This window comes from Bradyrhizobium algeriense (genome assembly GCF_003062295.1).
GTDB classification, from domain to species: domain Bacteria; phylum Pseudomonadota; class Alphaproteobacteria; order Rhizobiales; family Xanthobacteraceae; genus Bradyrhizobium; species Bradyrhizobium algeriense.
In genome coordinates, this window is record NZ_PYCN01000016.1 from 24,539 (window position 1) to 47,968 (window position 23,430).

The 23,430-nt window shown below is 63.2% G+C and carries 27 protein-coding genes; 9 read left to right on the top strand and 18 right to left on the bottom strand.

Features of this window, described 5'->3' with window-relative positions; all coding sequences use genetic code 11:
* Nucleotides 1-4 precede the first annotated feature (4 nt).
* The 6 genes from phoB to pstS form a co-directional block, all read right to left on the bottom strand.
* Nucleotides 5-706, bottom strand: a complete 702-nt coding sequence (gene phoB, locus C7G61_RS26120; protein WP_108519555.1) for a phosphate regulon transcriptional regulator PhoB — start codon at nucleotides 704-706, stop codon at nucleotides 5-7.
* 10 nt (nucleotides 707-716) lie between these two features.
* Entirely contained in the window at nucleotides 717-1,433 is a 717-nt protein-coding gene (gene phoU / locus C7G61_RS26125; RefSeq protein ID WP_108519556.1) for a phosphate signaling complex protein PhoU, read from the bottom strand.
* An 11-nt stretch (nucleotides 1,434-1,444) separates the two neighbouring features.
* Nucleotides 1,445-2,266 (bottom strand): phosphate ABC transporter ATP-binding protein PstB, encoded by an 822-nt coding sequence (gene pstB / locus C7G61_RS26130; RefSeq protein ID WP_108519557.1) that lies wholly within the window; start codon nucleotides 2,264-2,266, stop codon nucleotides 1,445-1,447.
* Complete coding sequence (gene pstA, locus C7G61_RS26135) at nucleotides 2,263-3,108, bottom strand: phosphate ABC transporter permease PstA (RefSeq protein ID WP_108519558.1); 846 nt, start codon at nucleotides 3,106-3,108, stop codon at nucleotides 2,263-2,265. Before pstA ends, pstB begins: the two co-directional genes overlap by 4 nt.
* 4 nt (nucleotides 3,109-3,112) lie before the next feature.
* Nucleotides 3,113-4,111, bottom strand: a complete 999-nt coding sequence (gene pstC, locus C7G61_RS26140; protein WP_108519559.1) for a phosphate ABC transporter permease subunit PstC — start codon at nucleotides 4,109-4,111, stop codon at nucleotides 3,113-3,115.
* 149 nt (nucleotides 4,112-4,260) lie between these two features.
* Nucleotides 4,261-5,271, bottom strand: a complete 1,011-nt coding sequence (gene pstS, locus C7G61_RS26145; RefSeq protein ID WP_108519560.1) for a phosphate ABC transporter substrate-binding protein PstS — start codon at nucleotides 5,269-5,271, stop codon at nucleotides 4,261-4,263.
* Between the two features lie 304 nt (nucleotides 5,272-5,575).
* Between pstS and C7G61_RS26150 the strand changes: the two genes are divergently transcribed.
* The 3 genes from C7G61_RS26150 to C7G61_RS26160 are packed head-to-tail and all read left to right on the top strand — an operon-like array spanning nucleotide 5,576 to nucleotide 7,717.
* Nucleotides 5,576-5,902 (top strand): ArsR/SmtB family transcription factor, encoded by a 327-nt coding sequence (locus tag C7G61_RS26150; RefSeq protein ID WP_108519561.1) that lies wholly within the window; start codon nucleotides 5,576-5,578, stop codon nucleotides 5,900-5,902.
* Nucleotides 5,892-7,187 (top strand): MFS transporter, encoded by a 1,296-nt coding sequence (locus C7G61_RS26155; RefSeq protein ID WP_190241986.1) that lies wholly within the window; start codon nucleotides 5,892-5,894, stop codon nucleotides 7,185-7,187. Before C7G61_RS26150 ends, C7G61_RS26155 begins: the two co-directional genes overlap by 11 nt.
* Nucleotides 7,184-7,717: a DUF2306 domain-containing protein gene (locus C7G61_RS26160; RefSeq protein WP_108519563.1), complete on the top strand. Its 534-nt coding sequence runs from the start codon at nucleotides 7,184-7,186 to the stop codon at nucleotides 7,715-7,717. Before C7G61_RS26155 ends, C7G61_RS26160 begins: the two co-directional genes overlap by 4 nt.
* Here C7G61_RS26160 and C7G61_RS26165 read toward each other — a convergent pair.
* A complete protein-coding gene (locus C7G61_RS26165; RefSeq protein ID WP_108519673.1) occupies nucleotides 7,688-8,140 on the bottom strand; it encodes a MerR family transcriptional regulator in 453 nt (150 codons plus the stop codon). The two genes, C7G61_RS26160 and C7G61_RS26165, sit on opposite strands and share 30 nt — an antisense overlap.
* A 48-nt stretch (nucleotides 8,141-8,188) precedes the next feature.
* Here C7G61_RS26165 and C7G61_RS26170 point away from each other — a divergent pair, with 48 nt between their 5' ends.
* The 4 genes from C7G61_RS26170 to C7G61_RS26185 are packed head-to-tail and all read left to right on the top strand — an operon-like array spanning nucleotide 8,189 to nucleotide 9,481.
* A complete protein-coding gene (locus C7G61_RS26170) occupies nucleotides 8,189-8,575 on the top strand; it encodes a mercuric transporter MerT family protein (protein ID WP_108519564.1) in 387 nt (128 codons plus the stop codon).
* 14 nt (nucleotides 8,576-8,589) lie between these two features.
* Nucleotides 8,590-8,874, top strand: a complete 285-nt coding sequence (merP, locus tag C7G61_RS26175) for a mercury resistance system periplasmic binding protein MerP (protein ID WP_108519565.1) — start codon at nucleotides 8,590-8,592, stop codon at nucleotides 8,872-8,874.
* A gap of 4 nt (nucleotides 8,875-8,878) precedes the next feature.
* Nucleotides 8,879-9,103 carry a GDCCVxC domain-containing (seleno)protein gene (locus C7G61_RS46160; RefSeq protein ID WP_108519566.1) on the top strand — a complete coding sequence of 75 codons (225 nt, stop codon included), beginning with the start codon at nucleotides 8,879-8,881 and terminating at the stop codon, nucleotides 9,101-9,103.
* A 6-nt stretch (nucleotides 9,104-9,109) separates the two neighbouring features.
* Entirely contained in the window at nucleotides 9,110-9,481 is a 372-nt protein-coding gene (locus C7G61_RS26185; RefSeq protein ID WP_108519567.1) for a hypothetical protein, read from the top strand.
* A 77-nt stretch (nucleotides 9,482-9,558) separates the two neighbouring features.
* Here the strand turns inward: C7G61_RS26185 and C7G61_RS46165 are convergent, their stop codons facing one another.
* The 5 genes from C7G61_RS46165 to C7G61_RS26210 form a co-directional block, all read right to left on the bottom strand.
* Complete coding sequence (locus C7G61_RS46165) at nucleotides 9,559-9,768, bottom strand: GDCCVxC domain-containing (seleno)protein (RefSeq protein ID WP_108519568.1); 210 nt, start codon at nucleotides 9,766-9,768, stop codon at nucleotides 9,559-9,561.
* A gap of 82 nt (nucleotides 9,769-9,850) precedes the next feature.
* Nucleotides 9,851-11,152, bottom strand: a complete 1,302-nt coding sequence (locus C7G61_RS26195; RefSeq protein ID WP_108519569.1) for a sensor histidine kinase — start codon at nucleotides 11,150-11,152, stop codon at nucleotides 9,851-9,853.
* 42 nt (nucleotides 11,153-11,194) lie between these two features.
* Nucleotides 11,195-12,256 carry a lysylphosphatidylglycerol synthase domain-containing protein gene (locus C7G61_RS26200; RefSeq protein ID WP_108519570.1) on the bottom strand — a complete coding sequence of 354 codons (1,062 nt, stop codon included), beginning with the start codon at nucleotides 12,254-12,256 and terminating at the stop codon, nucleotides 11,195-11,197.
* A gap of 278 nt (nucleotides 12,257-12,534) precedes the next feature.
* Nucleotides 12,535-12,831 (bottom strand): hypothetical protein, encoded by a 297-nt coding sequence (locus C7G61_RS26205; RefSeq protein WP_108519571.1) that lies wholly within the window; start codon nucleotides 12,829-12,831, stop codon nucleotides 12,535-12,537.
* A 2-nt stretch (nucleotides 12,832-12,833) separates the two neighbouring features.
* Nucleotides 12,834-14,228, bottom strand: coding sequence for an OmpA family protein (locus C7G61_RS26210; RefSeq protein ID WP_108519572.1), 1,395 nt, complete (start codon nucleotides 14,226-14,228; stop codon nucleotides 12,834-12,836).
* A 168-nt stretch (nucleotides 14,229-14,396) separates the two neighbouring features.
* Between C7G61_RS26210 and C7G61_RS26215 the strand changes: the two genes are divergently transcribed.
* Nucleotides 14,397-15,455 (top strand): polysaccharide deacetylase family protein, encoded by a 1,059-nt coding sequence (locus C7G61_RS26215; protein ID WP_108519573.1) that lies wholly within the window; start codon nucleotides 14,397-14,399, stop codon nucleotides 15,453-15,455.
* A gap of 170 nt (nucleotides 15,456-15,625) precedes the next feature.
* Nucleotides 15,626-16,426 (top strand): SDR family oxidoreductase, encoded by an 801-nt coding sequence (locus C7G61_RS26220; RefSeq protein ID WP_108519674.1) that lies wholly within the window; start codon nucleotides 15,626-15,628, stop codon nucleotides 16,424-16,426.
* 198 nt (nucleotides 16,427-16,624) lie between these two features.
* Here the strand turns inward: C7G61_RS26220 and C7G61_RS26225 are convergent, their stop codons facing one another.
* The 6 genes from C7G61_RS26225 to C7G61_RS26250 all read right to left on the bottom strand — a co-directional run bounded on the left by C7G61_RS26225 (nucleotide 16,625) and on the right by C7G61_RS26250 (nucleotide 23,398).
* Nucleotides 16,625-16,903 (bottom strand): hypothetical protein, encoded by a 279-nt coding sequence (locus C7G61_RS26225; protein WP_108519574.1) that lies wholly within the window; start codon nucleotides 16,901-16,903, stop codon nucleotides 16,625-16,627.
* 25 nt (nucleotides 16,904-16,928) lie between these two features.
* Nucleotides 16,929-18,365 (bottom strand): benzoyl-CoA 2,3-epoxidase subunit BoxB, encoded by a 1,437-nt coding sequence (gene boxB, locus C7G61_RS26230; protein ID WP_108519675.1) that lies wholly within the window; start codon nucleotides 18,363-18,365, stop codon nucleotides 16,929-16,931.
* Between the two features lie 137 nt (nucleotides 18,366-18,502).
* The gene (gene boxC / locus C7G61_RS26235; protein ID WP_108519575.1) at nucleotides 18,503-20,191 is read right to left on the bottom strand and encodes a 2,3-epoxybenzoyl-CoA dihydrolase; all 1,689 of its coding nucleotides are present in this window, start codon (nucleotides 20,189-20,191) and stop codon (nucleotides 18,503-18,505) included.
* A 124-nt stretch (nucleotides 20,192-20,315) separates the two neighbouring features.
* Nucleotides 20,316-20,834, bottom strand: a complete 519-nt coding sequence (locus tag C7G61_RS26240) for a DUF309 domain-containing protein (RefSeq protein WP_108519576.1) — start codon at nucleotides 20,832-20,834, stop codon at nucleotides 20,316-20,318.
* Nucleotides 20,835-20,864: 30 nt separating this feature from the next.
* Nucleotides 20,865-21,683, bottom strand: a complete 819-nt coding sequence (locus C7G61_RS26245) for an alpha/beta fold hydrolase (protein ID WP_108519577.1) — start codon at nucleotides 21,681-21,683, stop codon at nucleotides 20,865-20,867.
* Between the two features lie 176 nt (nucleotides 21,684-21,859).
* Nucleotides 21,860-23,398 (bottom strand): benzoate-CoA ligase family protein, encoded by a 1,539-nt coding sequence (locus tag C7G61_RS26250; RefSeq protein WP_108519676.1) that lies wholly within the window; start codon nucleotides 23,396-23,398, stop codon nucleotides 21,860-21,862.
* Between the last annotated feature and the right edge of the window lie 32 nt (nucleotides 23,399-23,430).

Here is a 23,430-nt window from a genome sequence, read left to right on the forward strand (position 1 = left end):
TTGATCACTCCACCTTCGCAAACCTGTCATCCAGCGCATAACCCGCGCCGCGCACGGTGCGGATCGGGTCCTGTTCGCGGCCCGGGTTGAGCAGTTTGCGCAGGCGGCCGATATGGACGTCGACGGTGCGCTCGTCGATATAGATGTCGCGGCCCCAGACGCTGTCGAGCAATTGCTCGCGGCTGAAGACGCGGCCGGGATGCTCGAGAAAAAATTCCAGCAGGCGATACTCGGTCGGGCCGAGATCGATGGAGCGGCCCGAACGCGCGACGCGGCGTTTTTCGCGGTCGAGTTCGATGTCGCCATAGGTGAGCACGGTGGCGAGCCGCTCGGGGCTTGCGCGCCGCAACAGGCCCTTCACCCGCGCCAGCAGCTCCGGCACCGAGAACGGCTTGACGATGTAGTCGTCGGCGCCGGTCGCCAGCCCGCGCACCCGCTCGCTCTCCTCGCCGCGTGCCGTGAGCATGATGATCGGCAATTGCTTGGTCTCCGGCCGCGCCCGCAGGCGGCGGCAGAGCTCGATGCCGGACAGGCCCGGCAGCATCCAGTCGAGCACGACGAGATCCGGCACGCGCTCCTTCAGCCGCGTATCCGCGTCGTCGCCGCGGGCGACGGTTTCGACATCATAACCTTCGGCGTCGAGGTTGTAGCGCAACAGCGTGGTCAGCGCTTCCTCGTCCTCGACCACCATAATGCGCGCGCTCATCTTTCTTTCCTCAAGTATTGGGTACGGTCGTGGCAAACGTCGTCATGTCGCCCTTGGGGCGCTGGTCGAGCATCTGCTGTCCCTCGATCATGTAGAATACGGTTTCGGCGATGTTGGTGGCGTGGTCGCCGATCCGCTCGATGTTCTTGGCGCAGAACATCAAATGAATGCAGAACGAGATGTTGCGCGGATCTTCCATCATGTAGGTCAGGAGTTCGCGGAACAGCGAGGTGCAGATGGCGTCGACTTCCTCGTCGCCCTTCCAGACCGCCATCGCCGCCGGCAGGTCGTGCGCCGCATAGGCATCCAGCACCGACTTGACCTGCGACTGCACCAGATCGGTCATGTGCTCGAGGCCGCGGATCAGCTTCAGTGGCTGGAAATCGTTCTCCAGCGCGGCGACCCGCTTGCCCATGTTCTTGGCGAGGTCGCCGATCCGCTCCAGATCGGTGGCGACCCGCATGGCGCCGACGATTTCGCGCAGGTCGATCGCCATCGGCTGGCGCCGCGCGATGGTCAGCACCGCGCGTTCCTCGATTGCATGCTGCAGGCGGTCGATTTCAACGTCGGCAGCGACAACGCGCTTGCCGAGCGCGACGTCGCGGCGGATCAGCGCATCGACGGATTCTGTGATCATGCGTTCGACCAGGCCGCCCATCTCGGCGACCAGGCGGGTCAATTCCTGAAGATCGCTGTCAAATGCCTTGGCGGTGTGTTCAGAAGCCATGTGTTATCTCCTCAACCGAACCGGCCGGTGATGTAGTCCTGGGTGCGTCGATCGCTCGGCGAGGTGAAAATCTTGTTGGTGTCGTCGAACTCGATCAACTCGCCGAGATACATGAAGGCGGTCTTGTCCGAGACGCGGGCCGCCTGCTGCATGTTATGGGTGACGATGGCGATGGTGTAATCCTCCGCCAGTTCCTGGATCAGTTCCTCGATCTTGGCGGTCGAGATCGGGTCCAGCGCGGAACAAGGCTCGTCAAACAAAATCACCTCGGGCCGCACCGCGACCGTGCGCGCGATGCAGAGCCGCTGCTGCTGGCCGCCGGACAGCGAGAGGCCGCTTGCGTTCAGCTTGTCCTTGACCTCGTTCCACAGCGCGCCGCCGCGCAGCGCCTTCTCGACCCGGCCATCCATCTCGGACTTGGAGATCTTCTCATAGAGGCGGATGCCGAAGGCGATGTTTTCGTAGATCGTCATCGGGAACGGCGTCGGCTTCTGGAACACCATGCCGACGCGGGCCCGCAGCAGATTGAGGTCGAGCTTGGGGTCGAGGATGTTGGTCTGGTCGAGCATCAATTGCCCGGTCGCCTTCTGGCCGGGATAGAGATCGTACATCCGGTTGAAGATCCGCAGCAGCGTGGACTTGCCGCAGCCGGACGGGCCGATGAAGGCGGTGACGCGGTGGGTGCCGAGCGCCAGGTTGATGTTCTTCAGCGCGTGATGCTCGCCATAGTAAAAGTTCAGGCCGCGGGCGGTCACCTTGGGCGCGGCCTCGGGCAGCGCCACCTGCGGAACGGGCCCGCTCGCGGAACTCACGGATACGGAGAGATCGGTCATTTGGATGTCCTCTCGGCGCCGAGAATGCGCGCGCCAATATTCAGGGCCAATACGGTGAGCGTGATCAAGAGCGCCCCGCTCCAGGCGAGCTGCTTCCAGTAGACATAGGGGCTCTGCACGAAGTTGTTGATGGTGACGGGCAGGTTGGCCATCGTCTTGGTCATGTCCAGGCTGAAGAACTGGTTCGAAAGCGCGGTGAACAGCAGCGGCGCGGTTTCACCGGCGACGCGGGCGGTGGCGAGCAGCACGCCGGTGATCAGGCCTGAGCGGGCCGCGCGATAGGCGATCCGCCGGATCACCAGCGAGCGCGGCAGGCCGAGCGCGGAGGCCGCCTCGCGCAGCGGATTGGGCACCAGCCCCAGCATGTCCTCGGTGGTGCGAACCACCACCGGGATCACGATCACGGCGAGCGCCAGACAGCCGGCGAAGGCCGAGAAGCCGCCCATCGGCACCACGATGGCGCCGTAGATGAACAGGCCGATAATGATCGACGGCGCGCTCAGCAGGATGTCGTTGATGAAGCGGATCACCGAGGTGAGCCTGTCGTGCTTGCCGTATTCGGCGAGATACGTGCCGGCGAACAGGCCGAGCGGCGCGCCGATGCCGACCCCGATCACGGTCATCATGATCGAGCCGATAATGGCGTTGCGCAAGCCGCCATCGGTCGAACCCGGCGGCGGCGTATCCTGGGTGAAGACGGCAAGATTCAAGCCGGCAAGGCCGTTGTAGAACAGCGTGAACAGGATCAGCGCCAGCCAGGTGACGCCGAACAGCGCAGCTCCCAGGCACAGGAACTTGATGATGATATTGTTGCGGCGGCGGGATGCGTAAATCGGGTTCATGGTGCTAGTTCCCCGCCTTCTTTTCCAGCCGCATCAGCATCAGGCGCGCGGCTGCGAGCACGAAGAACGTCAGAACGAACAGCAAGAGACCAAGCAGGATCAGGCCGGATTGATGCAGCCCGTCGCTCTCGGCGAATTCGGACGCGATGGCGGCTGAGATCGTGGTGCCCGGCGCGAAGATCGAGGACTGGATCTTGAACGAATTGCCGATGATAAAGGTGACCGCCATCGTCTCGCCGAGCGCGCGGCCAAGCGCCAGCATGATGCCGCCGATCACGCCGACCCTTGTGTAGGGGATGACGACGTTGCGGACGACTTCCCAGGTGGTGCAGCCGACGCCATAGGCGGCTTCCTTCAATACCGGCGGCACCGTCTTGAAGACGTCGACCGAGATCGCGGTGATGAAGGGCAGCACCATGATCGCAAGGATCAGCGCGGCGTTGAACAGGCTGAGATAGGACGGGGGACCGGCGAAGATCGTGCCCAGCACGGGGACGCCGTCGAACACGCTGATCATGAAGGGCTGAAAGGTGTTGGCCAGGAACGGGCCCAGCACAAAGAAGCCCCACATGCCGTAGATGATCGAGGGAATGCCGGCGAGCAGCTCGACGGCAAGGCCAATGGGGCGGCGCAGCCAGATCGGGCAGATCTCGGTGAGGAAAATCGCGATGCCGAGGCCGACGGGAATGGCGATCATCATCGCGATCACGGAGGTGATCAGCGTGCCGTAGATCGGGCCGAGCGCACCCAGCACCGGCGGATCGGCCGACGGCGCCCAGCGCTGCGTCCACAGGAAGGCCGCGCCGTATTCCCGTATCGCGGGCCAGGCGCCAACAATGAGCGAAATGATGATGCCGCCGAGGATGAGGAGGACCGAGATCGCGCAGGCGCGCGTGATCCAGTAGAAGGTGACGTCGCCGAGCTTGAACGCGCTGAGAGCCCTCGCGCGATCATAAGGTCCGGCAGCTTCCATTACGTCGCTTTCAACCGCCATTTCTGCCACGCCAATCCCCTGTACTTATAGCCCAACGACCCGGACTTCGGTGCACGGCTTTTTCGGCTCGCGCATTGTTCTTGCCTCTCCTGTCCCGAGAGGGGCGCTCAACCCGGATACCCCGGGTTGAGCAGTCGTGTAGCGAGGCGCAGGCCCGATCAGCTCTTGATCTCGGCCGACCAGGTCTTTTCGATCAACTTGACGACCGATTCCGGCATCGGGATGTAGTCGAGTTCTTCGGCCATCTTGCCGCCCTTCTCGAACGACCATTTGAAGAACTTGATGGCTTCCTGGGACGCCGCCTTGTCGGTTGCAGCCTTGTGCATCAGGATGAAGGTCGCCGCCGTGATCGGCCACGAGGCTTCGCCGGGCTGGTCGGTAAGGATCACGTAGTAGCCGGGCGCCTTGGCCCAGTCGGCGTTGGAGGCGGCCGCCTGGAACGCTGCGATGGTCGGCTGCACGGTTTTGCCGGCCTTGTTGATCATCGCCGCATGGGTCAGCTTGTTCTGCTTGGCGTAGGCATATTCGACATAACCGATCGCGTTCTTGGTCTGGCCGACATTGCCGGCAACGCCTTCATTGCCCTTGGCGCCGACGCCGGTCGGCCATTCGACCGCGGTGCCCATGCCGACCTTGGCTTTCCAGTCGGCGCTCGACTTCGAGAGGTAGTCGGTGAAGTTGAAGGTGGTGCCCGAACCGTCGGAACGGCGCACCACGGTGATGGCGTCGGCCGGCAGCTTCAGCTTCGGATTGAGTTTTGCGATCGCGGCATCGTCCCACTTCTTGATCTTGCCGAGATAGATGTCGCCGAGCACTTCGCCCGAGAGCACGAGCTCGCCCGGCTTGATGCCTTCGAGGTTCACGACCGGCACGATCGCGCCCATCACCATCGGCCACTGCACCAGGCCGTCCTTCTCGAGCTGCTCATGCTTGAGCGGCGCGTCGGTGGCGCCGAAGGTCACGGTCTTGGCCTGGATCTGCTTGATGCCGGCGCCGGAGCCGATCGACTGGTAGTTCAGACCGTTGCCGGTCTCCTTCTTGTAGGCGTCAGCCCATTTCGAATAGATCGGGAAGGGGAAGGTGGCGCCCGCGCCGGTGATATCGGCAGCGAAAGCCGACGTCGAAGCGGCGACCAGGCCGGCAGCGACGATTGTCCTGAGGAAATTCATGGTTGGTCTCCATCTGGTGAGCGAAGCGCCTGTTGCGCCCGATCGCGCTCACGTGCCGCTCATCTAGGAGCGGTCGATAGAGCTTTTACGAAGGTTCGATGACAGTTGGATGACACAACCAAGCAATTGAAATCGCTTGAGTTTAGTGTGCCGCCGGCCCCTTGGCCTGGGGAAAACAGGCGGTAAAGACCGCGCGGTTCCCGGGCACTTTTCGAGTAAGGGGCAGCCGCGGTGGCTGGGCAGCATATAACTATAAAACTAGTATTATGGTTGTAATTTCGACGCCTTGGCGCTATGAAGAACCATGGACCGAGAACTCGCTGCACGCTGCCTCGCTGAACTAGGCAACCTGACCCGCCTGGACATCTATCGGCTTCTCGTTCGAGCCGGTCCGCCCGGGCTCAACATCAGCGAAATACAAACCCGTCTCGATCTGGCGGCATCGACTTTGGCCTTTCATCTGCGAGGCCTGGTTAGCGCAGGCCTCATCGCGCAGGAAAAGATCGGGCGGGAGGTGATTTGTCGCGCCCAGTACCATCGCATTGACTCGATTATCGAGTTCCTGCGGGAGCATTGCTGCGAAGGGTTTGAGGGCGATTTGCCGGCAGAGGCCGGGCGCCGTGCGGGCTGATCTACCGCAGCCGGTTCGCCCGAGTTTGCCGACCATTCACTACGGTTGGGTCATATTGGGGGCCGGCACATTTGGCTCCTTCATGACGTTGCCCGGCCAGACGGCCGGCGTCTCCGTTTTCTTCGATCCGATCACCACCGAACTCGGCATCTCGCGCACGACGGCCTCGATCGCCTATGCGGCCGGCACGCTCGCTGGAATTCTGCCGGCGCCGGCGATCGGCCGCTGGATCGATCGGCTTGGACCACGGCCCACCGCCACCATCATCGCCGGTGGACTTGCTTTGGCCTGCGCGTTCATGGCCTGCGTTCAGTCCGCGCTCATGCTGCTGATCGGCTTTGCGTTCCTGCGTGGCGCTGCGATCGGCGGCCTCAGTCTGGTGAGCCAGCAAGTCGTCAATCTGTGGTTCGTGCGACGGCGCGGGATCGCGGCAGCCGCCGCCAGTCTCGGGCTCGCGGCCGGATCAATGGTTTTTCCGCAATTAATCGATTTCCTCATATCGCTGTTCGGTTGGAGAGGCGCCTATCTCGCACTTGCCGGATTTGTCGCGCTGACCATTCTGCCGGTCGCCGCTCTGCTATTCCGGGATCGCCCGGAGAAATTTGGTCTCAGCCCGGACGCCGGGCTCGCGCTGACAGCGAAAGTTCCGAGGCCGGAGCCTTCGTTTTCTCGGCAGCAGGCGCTTCGCACCGGCGTGTTTTGGCTGCTGTGTGCCGCCGGCTTCCTGACCAATGCCGTCGGCACGGCGCTCTTGCTCAATCACTTCTCGATCATGCAGACCGCCGGAGTGGCTTACCGGGATGCGCTGACCCTGCTGGCGCTTGCTGGCGGCGTCCAGACGGTCGCTACCCTCGGCACGGGATTCCTGGTTGATCGCTATGAACCACGACGCCTGGTTCCGCTGGCAATGTGCATGCTTGCGCTCGCCTCCGCTCTGCCGGCGTTCGGTGGCGGCGTTGCCGTGAGCTGGCTCTACGCATTGAGCCTGGGCGGCGCATACGGCTCGCAGCAAGCGATCAACGCCGCCGGCTACGCACAGTATTTTGGCCGCGATCATCTCGGCGCAGTCAGGGGGACTTCGTTCGTATTCGGTGTCGCGGGCGCAGCATTGGGCCCCCTTCCTTTCGCGGCAAGTCTCGACTGGACCGAAAGCTACGCAGCCGTCCTGATGGTCTGCTGCGGACTTTCCCTCATATGCGGGGCGGCAGCTTTCGTCGTCAGGTGCCCGTCGGTGACAACAAATACGATGATGGCGACGCTTCCAATGACCGAGCGAACGTCATGACGGGCGGGGAAACAACCGTTGTGGCGGGCATCGAAATTCCCTCGACCGATCCTGTCTTTCTCACAGTGATTTTCGCGGTGCATATCCCCCTTGGCCTTGCGTGTGTCGGCATTGGCGCGATCGCGATGTTGAGCGAGAAGCGTCGCGGCCGTCACTCGAAATTAGGAACGATCTATTTTTGGTGTCTGCTGGCGCTGTTCGCGTCTGCGACGTTCCTGTCGCTAATGCGCTGGGACGAAAACTATCATTTGTTCATTCTTGGAACGATGTCGTTCGCTTGCGCCTGGTTCGGGCGCTCAGCGCTCCGGCATCGCTGGCGATACTGGGTCAGGCTTCATATCGCGGGGATGGGCCTGTCATACGTCCTGATGCTAGTTGCTTTTTACGTCGACAATGGAAAGCAGCTTCCGCTTTGGAAGGACCTGCCTCATTTCATGTACTGGCTGATACCTCTGGCCGTCGGGATACCGCTCATCGTTCACGCGCTTCTGTGGCCGCCGTTAGCGGGAGCGCGCGCCCGGGTTTCCTAAACGGCCGGCATCCAGAATATCAAGCACCGGGCAGTCGGGGGTAGCGCCGTCGGAGCATTGCGCAACAGTTTCCGCCAAGATGGATTCAAGCTTGACGAGGTCAGAGAGTTTTTTACGAACGTTCGCCAGATGTGCGCTCGCGATCTTGTGCACGTCGGCACACGGAGCGCGTTCTGGCCCTCCTAAGGCCAGTAAGGCGCGAACCTCCTCCAGCGTGAACCCCAGGTCGCGGGATCGCCGGATGAAGGCCAATGTACGTTTTTCGGTCGGCCCATAGACCCGTCGACCGCTCGCCGTTCGGGACGGCGTCGGCAGCATTTTGATCCGCTCATAATAGCGGATGGTCTCGATGTTTACGCCGCTGAGCTTGGATAGCTCACCGATCGAGATGCTCTCAGCTCCCGAAGACGTGATGGTCCGCATGAAATAGTCCTTGATCCTGTAGTCGCTACAGGATGCACGGTTTAATGCATGACCCTCCATCAGGCTGATCACATTACCGACAACCGGCGGCGGCAAAGTCTAATGGCGGCAGGCGGCCTGCTTGGGGCGCTCGCGGCATCGTCGTGTTGCATCTTCCCCCTCGTTCTGTTTGGCCTCGGGGTCAGCGGAGCATGGATTGGGAACTTCACCCGGCTTGCCGCCTATCAGCCGTACTTCATCGCCGCGACGCTCGCGTTCCTCGGGTACGGCTACTGGTTGGTCTACCGATCCTCAACGCGCGCTTGCGCCGACGGCGAGGCCTGTGCGCGCCCGCTGCCGAATCGTATCGTCAAAACAAGCCTCATCGTCGCAACGATCCTCGTCGTCGCCGCACTCGGCCTCGACTTCATCGCACCGCTCTTTCTCAACGCGTGACCGGAGAATTTCCTATGAAAAAGTTTCTTGCCCACACGGCCTTTGTCGTTGGCATCATCGCTTCGCCAGCAGTGATGGCCGCAGACAGAACGGTCACATTAGCCGTGAACAACATGGACTGTGCGGCCTGCCCCTCCATCGTTAAAGGCAGCCTGGAAGCCGTTCCGGGGGTCGCCAAGGTTGCAGTATCCTTTAAGGAAAAGACCGCGACGGTCATCTATGACGACGCCAAAGCGGATGTGAACCAACTGACCTCGGCCACCACGAAGGCCGGTTATCCGTCCGCCCCCAAGAGCTGATCCGATGTTTCTTCAATCGACCATCACCTGTCCGCACTGCGCCACTGCTAAAACGGAGACCATGCCGACTAATGCCTGTCAGTTCTTCTATGAATGCACCGGCTGTGGCACAAAGCTGAAGCCTAAGGCCGGCGATTGCTGCGTGTTTTGCTCCTACGGCTCGGTGCCGTGTCCGCCAATTCAAGCAGTGCGCGGCGGCGAACCGGGTGCTGCCTCCTGTTGTGCGTAGCAGGCGATGACCAACACGCCGATCCAAACCTCGCGCGACTGGCTCGGGAGTATGCACACCAACTTGCTGGCGTGGTGGCTGCCTCACGCAGCCATTCTTGCCGGCTTGTTTGTTCCTGTATCTGTTCGCGCCCTGATCTGGATCATCGGCCTCATTTGGATGGGCACGGCGTGCATATTGAACGCGAGGCGGTGCAACCGCACGCACTGCCGCTACACCGGCCCATATTATCTTGCGATGATCGTACCTGTCTTCGTGTTGGGCATGGGGATCGTTTCAGCAGGCATTTATGGATGGATTTCTTTGGGCGTGTTTATTGTTGGCGGGAGCGGGCTCATATGGCGGGCCACAGAGCGGACATGGGGGAAGTTCTCTTAGTGTGATAGCCGGACGTAGCTGCGCGACGTCCGTTGTGGGTCATTGCGCCCTGGTATCAGCCCACCAAGGCGGTCGCCTCAGCTACAACAAGCGCCCCTACCGTTTTCTTGGATCGGCGGGCACGGCACGGTCCCGTAGGAGCAGAAGACGCAGCAATCGCCGGGCTGCGGCTTGAGCCGGGCACCGCAGCCGCCGCAGTCATAAAAGAACCGGCAAGCGTCGGTCGGCATGGTCTCCGTGGCTTGGTGCCCGCACTCCGGGCAGGTCAGGGTCGATTGAAGCTGCACCGCGTCGCCTCTGCTTTTCGGTAAGCATAGCACAACAGGTTGGACGGCTGACCTTCAAGAGGCCCGATTTGGGAGACCACCCCTAACCTGCAGAAGGCGCCTTGGCCTGGGGAAAACAGGCGGTAAAGACCGCGCCGTTTTTGGGCACGCTTTCGATCAAAAGCCGGCCGCGATGGCGGTTAAGAATATGTTTCACCAAGGATAAACCGAGCCCGGTTCCGCCCTGCGCGCGGCTGTCGCCGACATCGACCCGGTAGAAGCGCTCGGTCAGCCGCGGCAGGTGTTCCGGGGCGATGCCGGGGCCGAAATCCCGGACCATGATACGGACTTCCGGCGCGCCCTCGCTGGACGTGGCCTGGGTCAGGGAGACAATTACCCGCCCGCCGGACGCGCCATATTTGAGCGCGTTCTCGATCAGGTTCTCGAACAGCCGCAGCAGTTCCTCGCGGTCGCCCGCGATGGTCACCGGCACAGTCGGCAGATCGATCTCGATTTCGACCTGGCGTTCCCGGGCGAGCGGCTCCAGCCCGTCGGCGACCTGGCGAATGATCGGCACGATATCGACTGACGCGTCGGGCCGGACATGGGCCGACAATTCGACCCGCGACAGCGAAAGCAGATCGTCGATCAGCCGCGCCATTCGCGTCGCCTGCGTATGCATGATCGACAGGAAGCGTTCGCGCGCCTTGGCGTCCTCCTTGGCAGGACCCTGCAGCGTATCGATGAAGCCGGACAGCGCCGCCAGCGGCGTCCGCAGTTCGTGGCTGGCATTGGCGACGAAATCAGCACGCATTTCCTCGACCCGCCGCAGCGGCGTCTGGTCGTGGAATGTCATCAGCATGCATTTCTCGGTGCCGCCGAACAGCGTCGGCACCGGCACCGGCGTGATGATCAGTTCCATCCAGCGGTCGACCGGCACCTGGTCGTGGTAGCTCGCCCGGCGCGGTTCGGTGGTCGCGATCGCCTCGCGCAAAGCGGTGATGATTTCGGGCGAGCGCAGCGCGAACTGGGCGAGCTCGTTCTTGCGCAGCGCAGGCGCGAGCTGGGCGGCCGCCGCGTTGAGATGGATGACGCGGCCGGCGCGGTCGAGCAGCACGGCCGGATCCGGCATGCCGGCAACGACGGCGCTGACGGCGGCAGACTCCACCGGGCTGACGGCGCGGACGTCGTCACGCGAGGCCGCCACATGATGCAGCCGCCACGGCACCAGCGCTGCGGCGGCGATACAGATGAAAACAGCCACGGCGCGCGCCAGCGAGAGATCGGCCAGCACCACCAGCGCGCAAAGCGCGAGGCCGGCGGCGAGCAGGATGATCGCCGAATGCCGCAACCGGTCCGGCCACGGTGCAAAGAAGGAGGCAGAGCTGGAATCGTCTATCGCCATGGCGCAGGCTTTTCCTCTATTCGCGAAGCCCCCGCCGCGTCATCAAGCGCCCGTGTCGCCACGCTCGCGCACATAGACGGCGGCCTCATGCCTCGTCGGCTCGGCGTCGGCGCCCGCCGCCAACTGGCGCAGGCGCTTCGATCGCGCGCCGAGGATAATCTCCCGAAGCGTCAGCAAGATTACAGATATGACAAAGGGCCCGATATAATAGAGGACGCGGAACAGCAGCATGCCGGCGAGCAGTTCCTCCCGGTCCATCTGCCAGAGCCCGACCAGCATGGCGGCATCGAACACGCCGAGCCCGCCCGGCGAATGGCTGGCGAACCCCAGCAGCGTGGCCGAGACGAAGATGACAGCGACGACGACAAAGCCCACATTGGGCTCGTCCGGCACCAGCACATACATCGCCAGCGCACAGAAGCCGAGATCGACGATGCCGATGGCGATCTGCAGCAGCGTCAGCGGCCCGCCCGGCAGTGTGACCGTCCACGGTCCGCGGCCGACCCCGCGCGGCTGAACCCAGACCCAGGCCACATAGCCGACCAGTCCGAGCAGGATGCCGAACGCCGCCACGCGATTGAGCCAGACCGGGAGCTGATCGATCGAGGCGGCGGCTTCCGGGTGATAGGCGATGCCCAGCCCCAGCACTGCGGCGTTGCCAAGCCAGAAGGTCAGCCCGGCGAGGAAGCAGATCTTGGCGACGTCGATCGCGTTCAGCCCCCAGGCCGAATAGATCCGGTAGCGCACCGCGCCACCGGTGAAGACGCTGGCGCCGACATTGTGTCCGATTGAATAGGAGGTAAAGGCGGCAAGCGCGTTGACGCGGTAGGGAATGCGGCCCTGGCCGATCGCGCGCACCGCGAACCAGTCATAGAAGGTCAGCGTGAAATAGCCCGCCGCCACGAACAGGGCCGCCAGCGCGATCTGGCGCGGCTCGGTGCCCTTGATGGCGTCGATCACCTCATCGGCGTCGATGCCGCGAAGCATGTGATAGAGGACGTAGCACGCAACGGCGATCACCGTGATGCTGATCAAGACCCCGAGCTTGTGCAGGACCTGCTTCTGGCGCAGAAACGATATCGCCCTGCGTATTGCTTCCAGCATCTACACCTCGAATTGCGCTTATGCGACGACGGCAATGGCCTGAACCCCGCCTACGCTACGCTGCTCCCCTGCCCCTCTGGTAGCGCGTTTTGAGCCGGAGTGGAATTCGCCTGACGAGAATAAAACACGCTTCTTCAACATATTAGGCGCCAGTTGACGACGGTAGAAGTACGGTTTTGCAGCAATCCCGCCGCCCGACGGCGATTCGGGACCATAGCCGGCGCCGGTCAACAACCTGTGACAATGATGTCGGTGAAGCTGGCCAGCTCATGCTGCGGTCAGGCCGACGGCGCACTGCGCGAGACCACCCAGTCGCGCAACCATGATCCGACCGCACAGCCGCAGAGATAAAACGCGAACATGATTAGTCCGAGGTCGAGCCAGTAGCCGAAGCGGCCGGGCACGACGCGCGCCAGCGCAGCGCCAATCAGCGCCGCGACCAGGGCCGAAAGCGCCCATCGCAGCTTCCGCGGGACGCCTTTGCCGTGCTGAACCACTGAAATCCAGCCCATGGCGAAGCCGAGCAGCACCGATGCCAGCAACCAGCCCCAGTAGAATGTGGTCAGATAGGCCATGCTCACTTCACCACGAAATCGATGCGGCGGTTCTGCGCCTTGCCCTGGTCGGTATCGTTAGCCGCAATCGGCTGCGTCGAACCATAGCCGACCGCGCTGAACCGGTTGGCCGGCAATCCCGCCTTGACCAAATAGTCGGCAACCGCCTGGGCACGCTTCTCGGACAGGGCCTGGTTGGCCGCCTCCTCGCCGTTGGTATCGCTATGTCCTGATATCTCGATATTGGCGGTCGGACAGCGCAACGCGGTTTCGATCAGGCGGTCGAGCAGGCCGGCGGAATCCGCGACAATGTCGGCCTTGCCGGATTCGAAGCGGATCCGGGCCTTGCCAAGCAGTTCGGAGAATAACTGCTGGCAGACGGTCGCATCCACCGGCGCGGCGGGCGGCTTGACCGAGATTTCCGGCTTGAACTGCCAGCCCTGCGGAAAGTCCTTGCCGAGGCCGGCGCGGATCTGAACGGCGGCGGCTTCATAAAGCGCATCGCCCGACAGCTTGACCTCCCGGTCGGAGATGACGAGCGTGCCGGTCGACAGCCGCGACAGCGCGCCGAGCGCGGGCACCACCGCGGCGGCAAAGCCCACGGGGGCGCCGACGCTCGCCTTGAGGTTGTCGACGACCTTTTCGCTGAAGAACTTGCGCCCCGCCGCCGCCACCAACGCGGTGTGGGCGCCGTTGTCAGGCACGTTGCCGGTCAGCGTCAGCGTCACCGCGACCGGATCCTTGTAGGCCTGCAAGATGTAAGGCGGAGCCTTGACCTCGTTGGCCGCGACCGAAAAGCCCTCGGGCAGATTTTTCAGCGCGGCGCCGATAGCTTCTCGGCCGCCGAGTTCGCGCGCCATGCCGGACAGGCTGACCTTGGTGTCCGACAGCGTGATCTTGCCATCCTTCAGCTTGCCGACCTGCTCGAGCAGCAGCAGCGCGGCATTGTCGAAACGCGGCGGCGCGCCGCGCGACAGATTCATCCGGTCGACCACTTCGACGCCGCCGAGGCTGGCGCGGGCCGCCTCCATCAAGCGGCCCTTGCTCGCCGGCAGCGGCGAACTGCCCGACAGCGTCACCCGCAGGACGTCGCGTTCGGCCGACCAGACAAACGGCGCGGCTTCGGGAACGAGCCGGGTTTCGTCGTTAACCAAGCGCACACCCGGCACGGTTTCCACCGACGCCACCGCACTCTGCCGGCCGTCTTCCGAGAAAGCATCCGCCGCAAGGCTCACGTCGCGGCCTGCGACCGAGATTCGCCTTTTGTCTAGGATGGTGTCCTTGAGGGCGGCGGTCGAGCGCTGCGCCAGATCGGCTTCAAGCGGTTCGGTGCTCGTCCAGCCCGCGATAGCCCAAAACATGACCAAAGGAATGACGCCCGGCCACCATTTGCCACTCCACCTGAAAAGTCCGTGCATTCGAGTTCCCGCCGGGGTCCGGAACGGAGAGAAAACAAACCCTTGCGGGGCTGTCAAACCCGAAATGTCGTGAGGGCCGAAACGCTCTGAAATTGGTCAGGCTAACTGTTTCTTCAGCGGTCTTTCGCTAATTTCACTCCGTAAATAACCGGGCATCCCCGCATCTCGATGAAACTGCTTCGCAACACCGTCATCCGCGCCGGACTGGAAGCGCTGTACTTCTCCGGAGCGCATTACCTGCTGCGACCAATCTTCGCAGGTGTCGGCGCCATTTTCATGCTGCATCACGTCCGCCCCCGCCGCGACGACGGGTTTCAGCCCAATCATCATCTCGAGGTCGAGCCGGAGTTCTTGCGGGCGATGCTGGCGCATCTTCGTAACCTCGACGTCGACATCGTCACCTTGGACGAGGTGCATCAGCGGCTCCAGCAGCGCAAATTCGCGCGGCGCTTCGCCTGCTTCACCCTCGACGACGGCTATCGCGACAACCGCGATTTCGCTTTGCCGGTGATGCGCGAATTTGACGCGCCCCTCACCGTCTACGTGACAAGCGATTTTGCCGAAGGCACCGGGAGGTTGTGGTGGGTCGCGCTCGAGCGGTCGATCGCCAAGGCATCCTCGATCGAAGTCCCGATCGGCGGCACAGCTACCCGCCTCGATACCTCGACGCCGGCCGCCAAGCAGGCGGCCTTCGACCACATGCACGAATGGCTGCGCGCGCTGCCGACCGAACACGACATGCAGCGTGAAATCTCCGCGCTATGCACGCGATATGAGGTGGACGAGACTCCGATCGCCCGCGAGTTCTGCATGTCCTGGGAGGAATTGAAGGCATTCGCTGATGATCCCCTGGTGACGATCGGCGCGCATACGATCACGCATTGCAATCTGGCGCGGCAGAGCGAGGAGACCGCTTCGTTCGAACTGGCCACCAGCCGCGCGCGGATCGAAGCTGTGTTGCAGCGGCCGGTGCTTCATCTCGCCTATCCCTATGGCGACCGGATCGCGGCGGGCCGGCGTGAATTCGCCCTGGCGAAGGCCGCCGGATTCAAGACCGCGGTCACGACGCGGCCGGGCATGATTTTTCCGGAAAGCGCCGATCACATGACCGCGCTGCAGCGGGTTTCGATCAACGGCAATTACCAGGATGCGCGCATCCTCCCGGTCCTGACCTCCGGCGCCGCCACCGCCATGTGGAACGGGTTTAGGCGCATCGACGCGGCGTAGGGTTTCTGGCCGTAGCCCGGGTGGAGCGCAGCGCAACCCGGGGCCATCTCACAAGCTGACAGACTTATCCCGGATTGCGCTTCGCTCCGTCCGGGCTACGGGTTCATTTCCCTTCCTTGACTCCCCTTGCTGCCCCGCCCAAAACCACGGGCAAAGCAATGGAGGAACACATGTTCAAGGATCTGTTTTCGCTTAACGGCCGCGTCGCTCTGGTGACGGGAGGCTCGCGCGGTATCGGCAAGATGATCGCGGCCGGATTTCTCGCGCAGGGCGCGGCGAAGGTCTACATCACCGCACGCAAGGCAGGGCCCTGCGAGGCGACCGCGAAAGAACTCTCCGCCGCCTATGACGGCGAATGCATCGCGCTGCCGATCGACATCTCGACGGTCGAAGGCTGCGACAGGCTGGCAGGCGAAATCATCAAGCTGGAGCCGAAGCTCGACATCCTCGTCAACAATGCAGGCGCGGCCTGGGGCGCGGAGTTCGACGAATTCCCCGAAAGCGGCTGGGACAAGGTCATGGACCTCAACGTCAAGTCGCTGTTCTTCCTGACCAAGGCGCTGGCGAAACCGCTGCGCGCGGCGGCCTCGCACGAGCGGCCGGCCAAGGTCATCAATATTGCTTCCGTCGACGGCATCTTTGTCAATCCGAGCGAGACCTATTCCTACGCTGCGAGCAAGGCCGCCGTGATTCATCTGACGCGGCGCATGGCGACGAAACTGGTCAAGGACAATATCAATGTCACCGCGATCGCGCCGGGCGCATTCAAGTCGGACATGAACCGGGCCGCGCGCGACCACTCGGACGAAGTCGCAAAGCGCATTCCGGCGAAGCGCATCGGTACCGACGAGGATATGGCGGGGGTGGCGATCTATCTCGCCTCACGCGCGGGCGACTACGTGATCGGCAATACCATCGCCGTCGATGGCGGCGTGGTCTACGCGAATGCGGGACTTGAGATCGCGGGGTAAGTCGTCCGGCGTCGGCGGTGCACTCCCTCGCCCCGCTCTTCGCGGGGTCGAGACGAGCAAAGCTCGCCCTTAGAGGGTCGGGGGGAGGGGCTCTCTCCACCAGCGTGATCTAACGACAGACCTGTACCCCCCTCACCCGCCGCGCGAAGCGCGTCGACCTCTCCCCGCAAGCGGGGCGAGGTTAAGACCTCTTACTTGTCAATCTTTCCCGTACTCGAAATCGGCCTTCGGCGCGTTGGGCAGTTCGCGCTCCAGCGCCTCGCGATATCGCAGACACCCGCGGAAAAATTTCGGCCAGGGCGGTACCGCCACTTCGGGCGTGACCCGCTCGGGCAGCAGGCCCCAGAGATCGGGATGGTGCCAGCACAGGTCGTGACCGGTGCTGTCCCTGTGCGTGCGGATACCCGCCCTTAGACGCTTCACCTCCGCGACCAACTGGTCGCGGTTCAGTGTTTCAAGGTCGCTGTCGGGGTCCATGTCACTGCTCCCCGATTGCGGGGGGTCAGGTTTCGATTTTCACGTACTCGAAATCGCCGGGCTTGTTGTCGATGCCGACCTTCGGCGGCGAGATCCAGTTGGCGTAGACGCCGACGTCGGTCACCGGCTTCATCAGCGAGGCGATGAAGTCGCCGTCCTGCGTCGAAGGCAACCATTCGCCCTTGCGTTGGTTCCAGGTGGCGTCGTCGATCAGGATGCCTTCCGGCGTGGCGTTGATATCTTTGAACTCGCCGATGTGGCGGTGGAACGCGACGTTCGGCAGCGTCAGCTTGTACTGATAGCCGGCGAGCGAAATGATCTTGTTCCAGCGCAGCATGCCCTTGACGCAATCCTGCGTGTAGTCGTCGCGCAAGCGCATGTTGAGCGCGGTCAGCGCCGGCTCGTCGACGCGCTTGATCACGCCGTCGACCAGCTTGAGCACCGGATAGGTGGCGTTCTTGAGCTGATGGTCGTCGTCGATCTGGGTTTCCTTGTAGCGGCCCTTGATGCCGGCGTTGAAGGCATTCGCCGCGTTGGTCGAGACTTCCGAGCCGAACAGATCAAGCGACAGCGAATAATGCAGATGCAGCTTCTTCTGGATGGTCGGCAGGTCGATCACCCCCAAGGCACGCACCTTGGCGATATCGGTGGGATCGGTGATGCCGGCCTCCCTCATCGCCTCGCAGGTGCGCTGCACGACGCGGCTGATGCCGGTCTCGCCGACGAACATGTGATGCGCCTCTTCGGTCAGCATGAAGCGGCAGGTGCGCGACAGCGGATCGAAGCCGGACTGCGCCAGCGAGTGCAACTGCATCTTGCCGTCGCGGTCGGTGAAATAGGTGAACATGAAGAACGACAGCCAGTCCGGCGTCGCCTCGTTGAAGGCGCCGAGCATGCGCGGGCTATCCGCATCGCCGGAGCGGCGGCGCAACAAATCGTCTGCCTCCTCGCGGCCGTCGCGGCCGAAATATTTCTGCAAGAGATAGACCATCGCCCAGAGATGGCGGCCTTCCTCAACATTGACCTGGAACAAATTGCGCAAATCATAGAGCGAGGGCGCGGTCTTGCCGAGATGGCGCTGCTGCTCGACAGAGGCAGGCTCGGTGTCACCCTGGATCACGATCAGGCGGCGCAGCGTAGCGCGGTGTTCGCCGGGGACTTCCTGCCAGGCCGGCTTGCCGTAGTTCTCGCCGAAGGGAATGACGCGGTTCTCTTCCTGCGGTGCCAGCAAAATGCCCCAGCGATATTCCGGCATCTTGACGTAGTCGAACTTGGCCCAGCCGCGCGGATCGACGGAGTAAGCGGTGCGCAGGTACACCAGCGACTGCTGGAAACCTTCCGGCCCCATGTCGCCCCACCAGTCCATGTAACCGGGATGCCAGCCCTCCAGGGCTTTCAGCACCTGGCGGTCTTCACTGAGATTCACGTTGTTGGGGATCTTGGTCGAATAGTCGACGTTCATGAAGTTCATGGCCGTGCTCCTTTGTGCACATGTGCCGTCATGCCCGGCCATGTGCCGGGCATCCACGTCTTTTCTTGCTGATGAAAAGAAGACGTGGATGGCCGGGACGAGCCCGGCCATGACGCACCAATACCTGTCTAAACCCGCGTCATATCGAATTGCGCCTTCTGGCCGGTGCCGTAGCGGCGCAGCGCGCCGTCTTCGCCGACCGCGTTGGGGCGCTGGAAGATCCAGTTCTGCCACGCCGTGAGGCGCGAGAAGATTTTCGATTCCATGGTCTCGGGGCCGACGAAGCGCAAATTCGCTTCCATGCCGGTGAGACCGTCGGGCGAGAAGGAAGTGCGTTCTTCCAGGAACACCCGCACCTCGTCGTCCCAATCGATGTCGTCGAGCGCGAAGGTGACGAGGCCGAGTTCTTCGGCGCCCTCCGCATCGAGTGTCGTGCCGATGGTGGCTTCCGCGTGCTCCAGATCGGACGGATCGGCCTGGAAGCGCGATTGCAGCCGGGTCAGGCCGTGGCACATCGGATAGGGGCCGAAATTCATCGCGGTGAGCTGGATCGCCGGGGGCTGGCGGTTGTCGCCCTGCCGCGAGCCGATCAGCATGTAGGAGCGGTCGGCGGCGAACACGAGTTCGGCGAGCGTGCCCGCGAAGCAGGAGCCGGGCTCCACCAGCGTCACCAGCGTGCGCGAGGTGACGTCGATGCGCTTCAACACCCGCTTCCAGTAGTGCCTCATCTCGTTGACCAGCCAGTGCGCCTTGTTGGCTTCGAGGAAGGTGTCGCAGGCCACCACATTGGCGGCATCGCCGTGCGACTTGAACACCAGCATCGCGATTTCGAGTTCGTTGATGCGCAAGTGAAGGATCGCATCATCGAGCTCGCGCGCCACCTGCAGCGGCCAGAACGACGCGCCTTGCGCGATCAGGCCGTCGATGTCGGACGGCGGGGCGGACTCCGGAGCCTGGATCGAGATAGTGGCAATCCGCGCCGCGCGGTCGATATCGACATTGACAAAACCGTAGCGGATGCCGCTGTCGTCGATGGTACGGTTGAGCGGCGAAAGCGCGATGCCCTTGCCGTTGCCGTTGCGCTTCGAGGCGGCGGCAAATTCTTTGGCGCGATCGGCGACCTTGCCTTCGAGCTTGCTGTTGGGCACGATCTCGTCGACCAGCCGCCATGCGACGGCGCGCTTGCCCTTGATGCCTTCCTCGATGGTGCAGAAGAAATCGGCATGGTCGCGCCGCACCTTGCGCTTGTCGACGACGCGCGTCAGGCCGCCGGTGCCCGGCAGCACCGCGAGCAGCGGCACTTCCGGCAGCGACACGGCGGCGGCGCCGTCATCAGCCAGCATGATGTGATCGGTCGCCAGCGCCAGTTCGTAGCCGCCGCCGGCCGCGGTGCCGTTGACGACGGTGATGAAGCGCTGTCCGGAATTTTCCGATGAATCTTCCAGGCCGTTACGGGTCTCGTTGGTGAATTTGCAGAAGTTGACCTTGTGGGCGTGGGTGGCGCCCGCCAGCATGCGGATATTGGCGCCGGCGCAGAACACGCGGTTCTTGGCCGATCGCATCACCACCGCCTTCACTTCGGGATGCTCGAAGCGCAGCCGCTGCACGGCATCGGCGAGTTCGATGTCGACGCCGAGATCGTAGGAGTTCAGCTTGAGCTGATAGCCCTCGAACAGGCCGCCATTCTCGTCGACGTCCATGGTCAGCGTTGCCACGTCGCCTTCCACGCCCAGCTTCCAGTGCCGGTAGCGCTGCGGATCGGTTTGAAAATCGATGTATTTCGCGCCGCCTGCGAGGACGCGATCATCACCGGCCATGAGCCACCCTCTGTCGTTTTCTCGAGCTTGGTCGTTTTCTCAAGCTTTGCTTGGTTCGTTAGATGCACAATAGTGCATGTTTTCGAGCAAGTCTAGCTTAAAACGTCGGAACATGCATTTTGTTTCATGTTCGGCCAGCAGCCGCGAATGCCACCCCATCGGCCTTGGTGAGCATCGGCTGGGCCAGTTTGGCCTTGATCAGCGCCGCCAGCGCCGCGACCGGAAAACTGTCGGCAAACCCGTCGCCGCCGGCGCCGCGCGCGCCCAAAGCCTCGAGCTCGCCAAGCGCCTCCCCCAGCAACCGTGCCGCGACGTGCGCCTTCTGCATGCGCAGCCGCAAATTCGCGGTCGCGATCAGGATGCAGGCGCGCAACAGAATCCGCTCGCGGCCGCCCTGCGGCGCCGCCGCCCACACCGCCTCCAGGATCTCCTGCGCCTCCCAGAAGTAGCCGTGGTCGTTGAGCATGAGGCCGTAGCGCAGCGCCGGATGGCGCGCCGGCACATAGCCGCCGAAGCGCGGCGGCACCAGAGCTGTGATCTGCGCCAGCGTTTCGTAATCGGCGCTGGATTTCTCGGGCTCGCCGGGCACATAGGCCCATCGTGGCAGCGGCAGATTGCCCGTGGCTGGCGGCGGCGTGGTCATCGGGGCGCGGCCCCGGAAAAAACAAAAGCGTTACGCGGCCCGTCCCTGCGGGCCGTCATCGACGTGCAACACCGCGTTTGCGAATTCCGAAATCGCATCGAGCGTCGCCCCCGGGGCTTCACGATGCGGCTGATGTCCCGCTCCCGCGATGACAGTCACATCGACCGGACAGTAGCACTCTTCCTGCGCGATCTCGACCTGGCGCATGGTTCCATACTGGTCGTCCACACCCTGCAGGATCGCCACCGGGACGCGGATATAGGCGAGGTATTCCGAAATGTCCCAGTTGCGGAAATCCGGATCGAGCCAGGCGCCGTTCCAGCCATAGAACGCGTTGTCGACATCCCTGTGCCAGCGCGAAAGCTTCGCCTTCAGGTTCGTGGTCTCGTAGGCGTTCCGGATCTGCGCAATCGAGGCGACGGAAATATCCTCGACGATGAAATGCGGAGCGATCAGCGCGAGGCCTTCAACGCGGTGATCCTGACGCGAGCCCGCATAGATCGTCGCGATCGAGGCGCCGTCGGAATGGCCGAGCAGGAGGCCGCGGCGGAAGCCGATCTTGTCGAGCAGCTTTGGCAGCACGTCGAGCGCTTCGACATGCATGTAGTCGAGCGGCCGCGGCAGTTTCACCGGTGTCGATCCGCCGTAGCCCGCGCGTGAATACACGAACACGCCCGCGCCGGTCGCGGCCTGAATCTTTTCGGGAAAGTCGCCCCACAGCCCGGCCGATCCGAGCCCCTCATGCAGCACCACGATGGTCGGCGCGGCCTCGGGCGACAGGCCGATCATGCGGTATTCGAGATGGGAGGCGCCGACGGTGAGGAAGCCGGAGGGGGTTAGGGTTGTCATGTCGTAAGCTTTCCGAAAGTGATCCAGACGTCGCACTCCTTGCTCCCGTCGTCCCTGCGAACGCAGGGACCCATACGCCGCGGCCTATCCATTGACGCGTGATGCGCGAGACCTTTGGTCACAACGAAGGCCGGTGGTTATGGGTCCCTGCGTTCGCAGGGACGACGAGAGAGAGGTTACGATGCGCCATCCCGCAACTTGAATCGTTGAATCTTCCCCGTCGCGGTCTTCGGCAAGGAGTCCACCACGTCGATCCAGCGCGGATATTTCCACGGGCCGATCTTCTGCTTGACGTGCTCTTTCAACGCCTCATGCAGATCATCGGTCTTGGCGTCGGCGCGCAGCACGACAAAGGCCTTCGGCTTCAACAACCCTTCCGGGTCGGCCTCGGGCACGACGGCGGCCTCGAGCACGGCCGGGTGGGTGATCAGCGCGCTCTCGACCTCGAACGGCGAGACCCAGATGCCGGAAACCTTGAACATGTCGTCGGAACGGCCGCAGAAGGTGTAACGGCCGTCGGCGTCGCGGATATATTTGTCGCCGGTGCGGGTCCAGCGGCCTTCGAAGGTCGAACGGCTCTTGGCGCGCTGGTTCCAGTAGCCCTCGCCGGCCGAGGGCGCATCGACCAGCAACTCGCCGACCTCGCCGTCGGGTACGTCAGCCCCTGCCTCATTGACCAGCCGCACCTTGTAGCCCGGCACCGGGCGGCCGGAGCAGCCGTATTTGATGTCGCCGGGCGCGTTGGAAAGGAAGATGTGCAGCAATTCGGTCGAACCGACACCGTCGAGAATGTCGACGCCGAAGCGCGCCTTCCAGGCGTTGCCGACGGACTCCGGCAGCGCCTCGCCGGCGGAGGTGCAGATGCGAAGCCGGTTGCCGGCGCGGGCATCCTTCATCGTCTCGTCGTTGAGCATCGCGGCAAACAGTGTCGGCACGCCATAGAAGATGCTGGGGTTATACTTGTTCAGCAGCGCGAACATCGTGGCCGGCGTCGGGCGCTCGGTATTCAGGACGGTGGAAGCGCCGACCGACATCGGAAACGTCAGCGCATTGCCGAGGCCATAGGCGAAGAACAGCTTTGCCGCCGAGAGACAGACATCGTTCTCGCGAATGCCGAGCACCTGTCTGGCGTAGGTATCCACCGTCGCAGCGAGATTGGAATGCAGATGGCGCACGCCTTTGGGCATGCCGGTCGAGCCGGACGAATAGAGCCAGAACGCAGGCTCGTCGGGATGCGTCGCGGCGGTCGCGAATGTATCGCTCTCGCGCGCCAGCTCGTCGGAGAGTTTCTTGTGACCGAGCGCGTCCTTGCCCGACACGACGACGTGCTCGAGATCCGGCAACCGCGCGACGACGTCCTTGACGACGGGATACAACGCCTCGGAAACGAACAGCACGCGCGCGCGGCAATCCGCCAGCACATAGGCATATTGATCCGAGGTCAGCAGCGTGTTGAGCGGCACTGGCACGATGCCGGCGCGGATCGCGCCGAGGAACACGGACGGAAAATCCACCGTGTCGAGCATGATCATCGCCACGCGCTCTTCGCGGCGGACGCCGAGGCGGCGCAGCATGTTGGCCACCCGGCGGCTTTGCCGCTGCAGGTCGCCATAGGTGAGCTCGGAGACGGTATCGGTAAAGGCGAGCTTGGCCCCGCGGCCCTCGTCGATATTGCGATCGAGCAGCCAGGTCACCGCATTGTACGAACCGGACATGCCGCCCACGACGCTTCTCCCCGCGTTTTAAG

Coding starts and splice junctions, on each gene's coding strand:
- pstB (WP_108519557.1), bottom strand. CDS start 2,266: ATGACCGATCTCTCCGTATCCGTGAGTTCCGCGAGCGGGCCCGTTCCG.
- C7G61_RS26170 (WP_108519564.1), top strand. CDS start 8,189: ATGACCCTCCATCAGGCTGATCACATTACCGACAACCGGCGGCGGCAA.
- C7G61_RS26165 (WP_108519673.1), bottom strand. CDS start 8,140: ATGCGGACCATCACGTCTTCGGGAGCTGAGAGCATCTCGATCGGTGAG.
- C7G61_RS26240 (WP_108519576.1), bottom strand. CDS start 20,834: ATGACCACGCCGCCGCCAGCCACGGGCAATCTGCCGCTGCCACGATGG.
- C7G61_RS26210 (WP_108519572.1), bottom strand. CDS start 14,228: ATGCACGGACTTTTCAGGTGGAGTGGCAAATGGTGGCCGGGCGTCATT.
- C7G61_RS26195 (WP_108519569.1), bottom strand. CDS start 11,152: ATGGCGATAGACGATTCCAGCTCTGCCTCCTTCTTTGCACCGTGGCCG.
- C7G61_RS26160 (WP_108519563.1), top strand. CDS start 7,184: ATGACGGGCGGGGAAACAACCGTTGTGGCGGGCATCGAAATTCCCTCG.
- C7G61_RS26205 (WP_108519571.1), bottom strand. CDS start 12,831: ATGGCCTATCTGACCACATTCTACTGGGGCTGGTTGCTGGCATCGGTG.
- phoU (WP_108519556.1), bottom strand. CDS start 1,433: ATGGCTTCTGAACACACCGCCAAGGCATTTGACAGCGATCTTCAGGAA.
- boxB (WP_108519675.1), bottom strand. CDS start 18,365: ATGAACGTCGACTATTCGACCAAGATCCCCAACAACGTGAATCTCAGT.
- C7G61_RS46160 (WP_108519566.1), top strand. CDS start 8,879: ATGTTTCTTCAATCGACCATCACCTGTCCGCACTGCGCCACTGCTAAA.
- C7G61_RS26225 (WP_108519574.1), bottom strand. CDS start 16,903: ATGGACCCCGACAGCGACCTTGAAACACTGAACCGCGACCAGTTGGTC.
- C7G61_RS26185 (WP_108519567.1), top strand. CDS start 9,110: ATGACCAACACGCCGATCCAAACCTCGCGCGACTGGCTCGGGAGTATG.
- C7G61_RS26250 (WP_108519676.1), bottom strand. CDS start 23,398: ATGTCCGGTTCGTACAATGCGGTGACCTGGCTGCTCGATCGCAATATC.
- pstS (WP_108519560.1), bottom strand. CDS start 5,271: ATGAATTTCCTCAGGACAATCGTCGCTGCCGGCCTGGTCGCCGCTTCG.
- C7G61_RS26215 (WP_108519573.1), top strand. CDS start 14,397: ATGAAACTGCTTCGCAACACCGTCATCCGCGCCGGACTGGAAGCGCTG.
- C7G61_RS26245 (WP_108519577.1), bottom strand. CDS start 21,683: ATGACAACCCTAACCCCCTCCGGCTTCCTCACCGTCGGCGCCTCCCAT.
- boxC (WP_108519575.1), bottom strand. CDS start 20,191: ATGGCCGGTGATGATCGCGTCCTCGCAGGCGGCGCGAAATACATCGAT.
- C7G61_RS26220 (WP_108519674.1), top strand. CDS start 15,626: ATGTTCAAGGATCTGTTTTCGCTTAACGGCCGCGTCGCTCTGGTGACG.
- merP (WP_108519565.1), top strand. CDS start 8,590: ATGAAAAAGTTTCTTGCCCACACGGCCTTTGTCGTTGGCATCATCGCT.
- phoB (WP_108519555.1), bottom strand. CDS start 706: ATGAGCGCGCGCATTATGGTGGTCGAGGACGAGGAAGCGCTGACCACG.
- pstA (WP_108519558.1), bottom strand. CDS start 3,108: ATGAACCCGATTTACGCATCCCGCCGCCGCAACAATATCATCATCAAG.
- C7G61_RS26200 (WP_108519570.1), bottom strand. CDS start 12,256: ATGCTGGAAGCAATACGCAGGGCGATATCGTTTCTGCGCCAGAAGCAG.
- C7G61_RS26150 (WP_108519561.1), top strand. CDS start 5,576: ATGGACCGAGAACTCGCTGCACGCTGCCTCGCTGAACTAGGCAACCTG.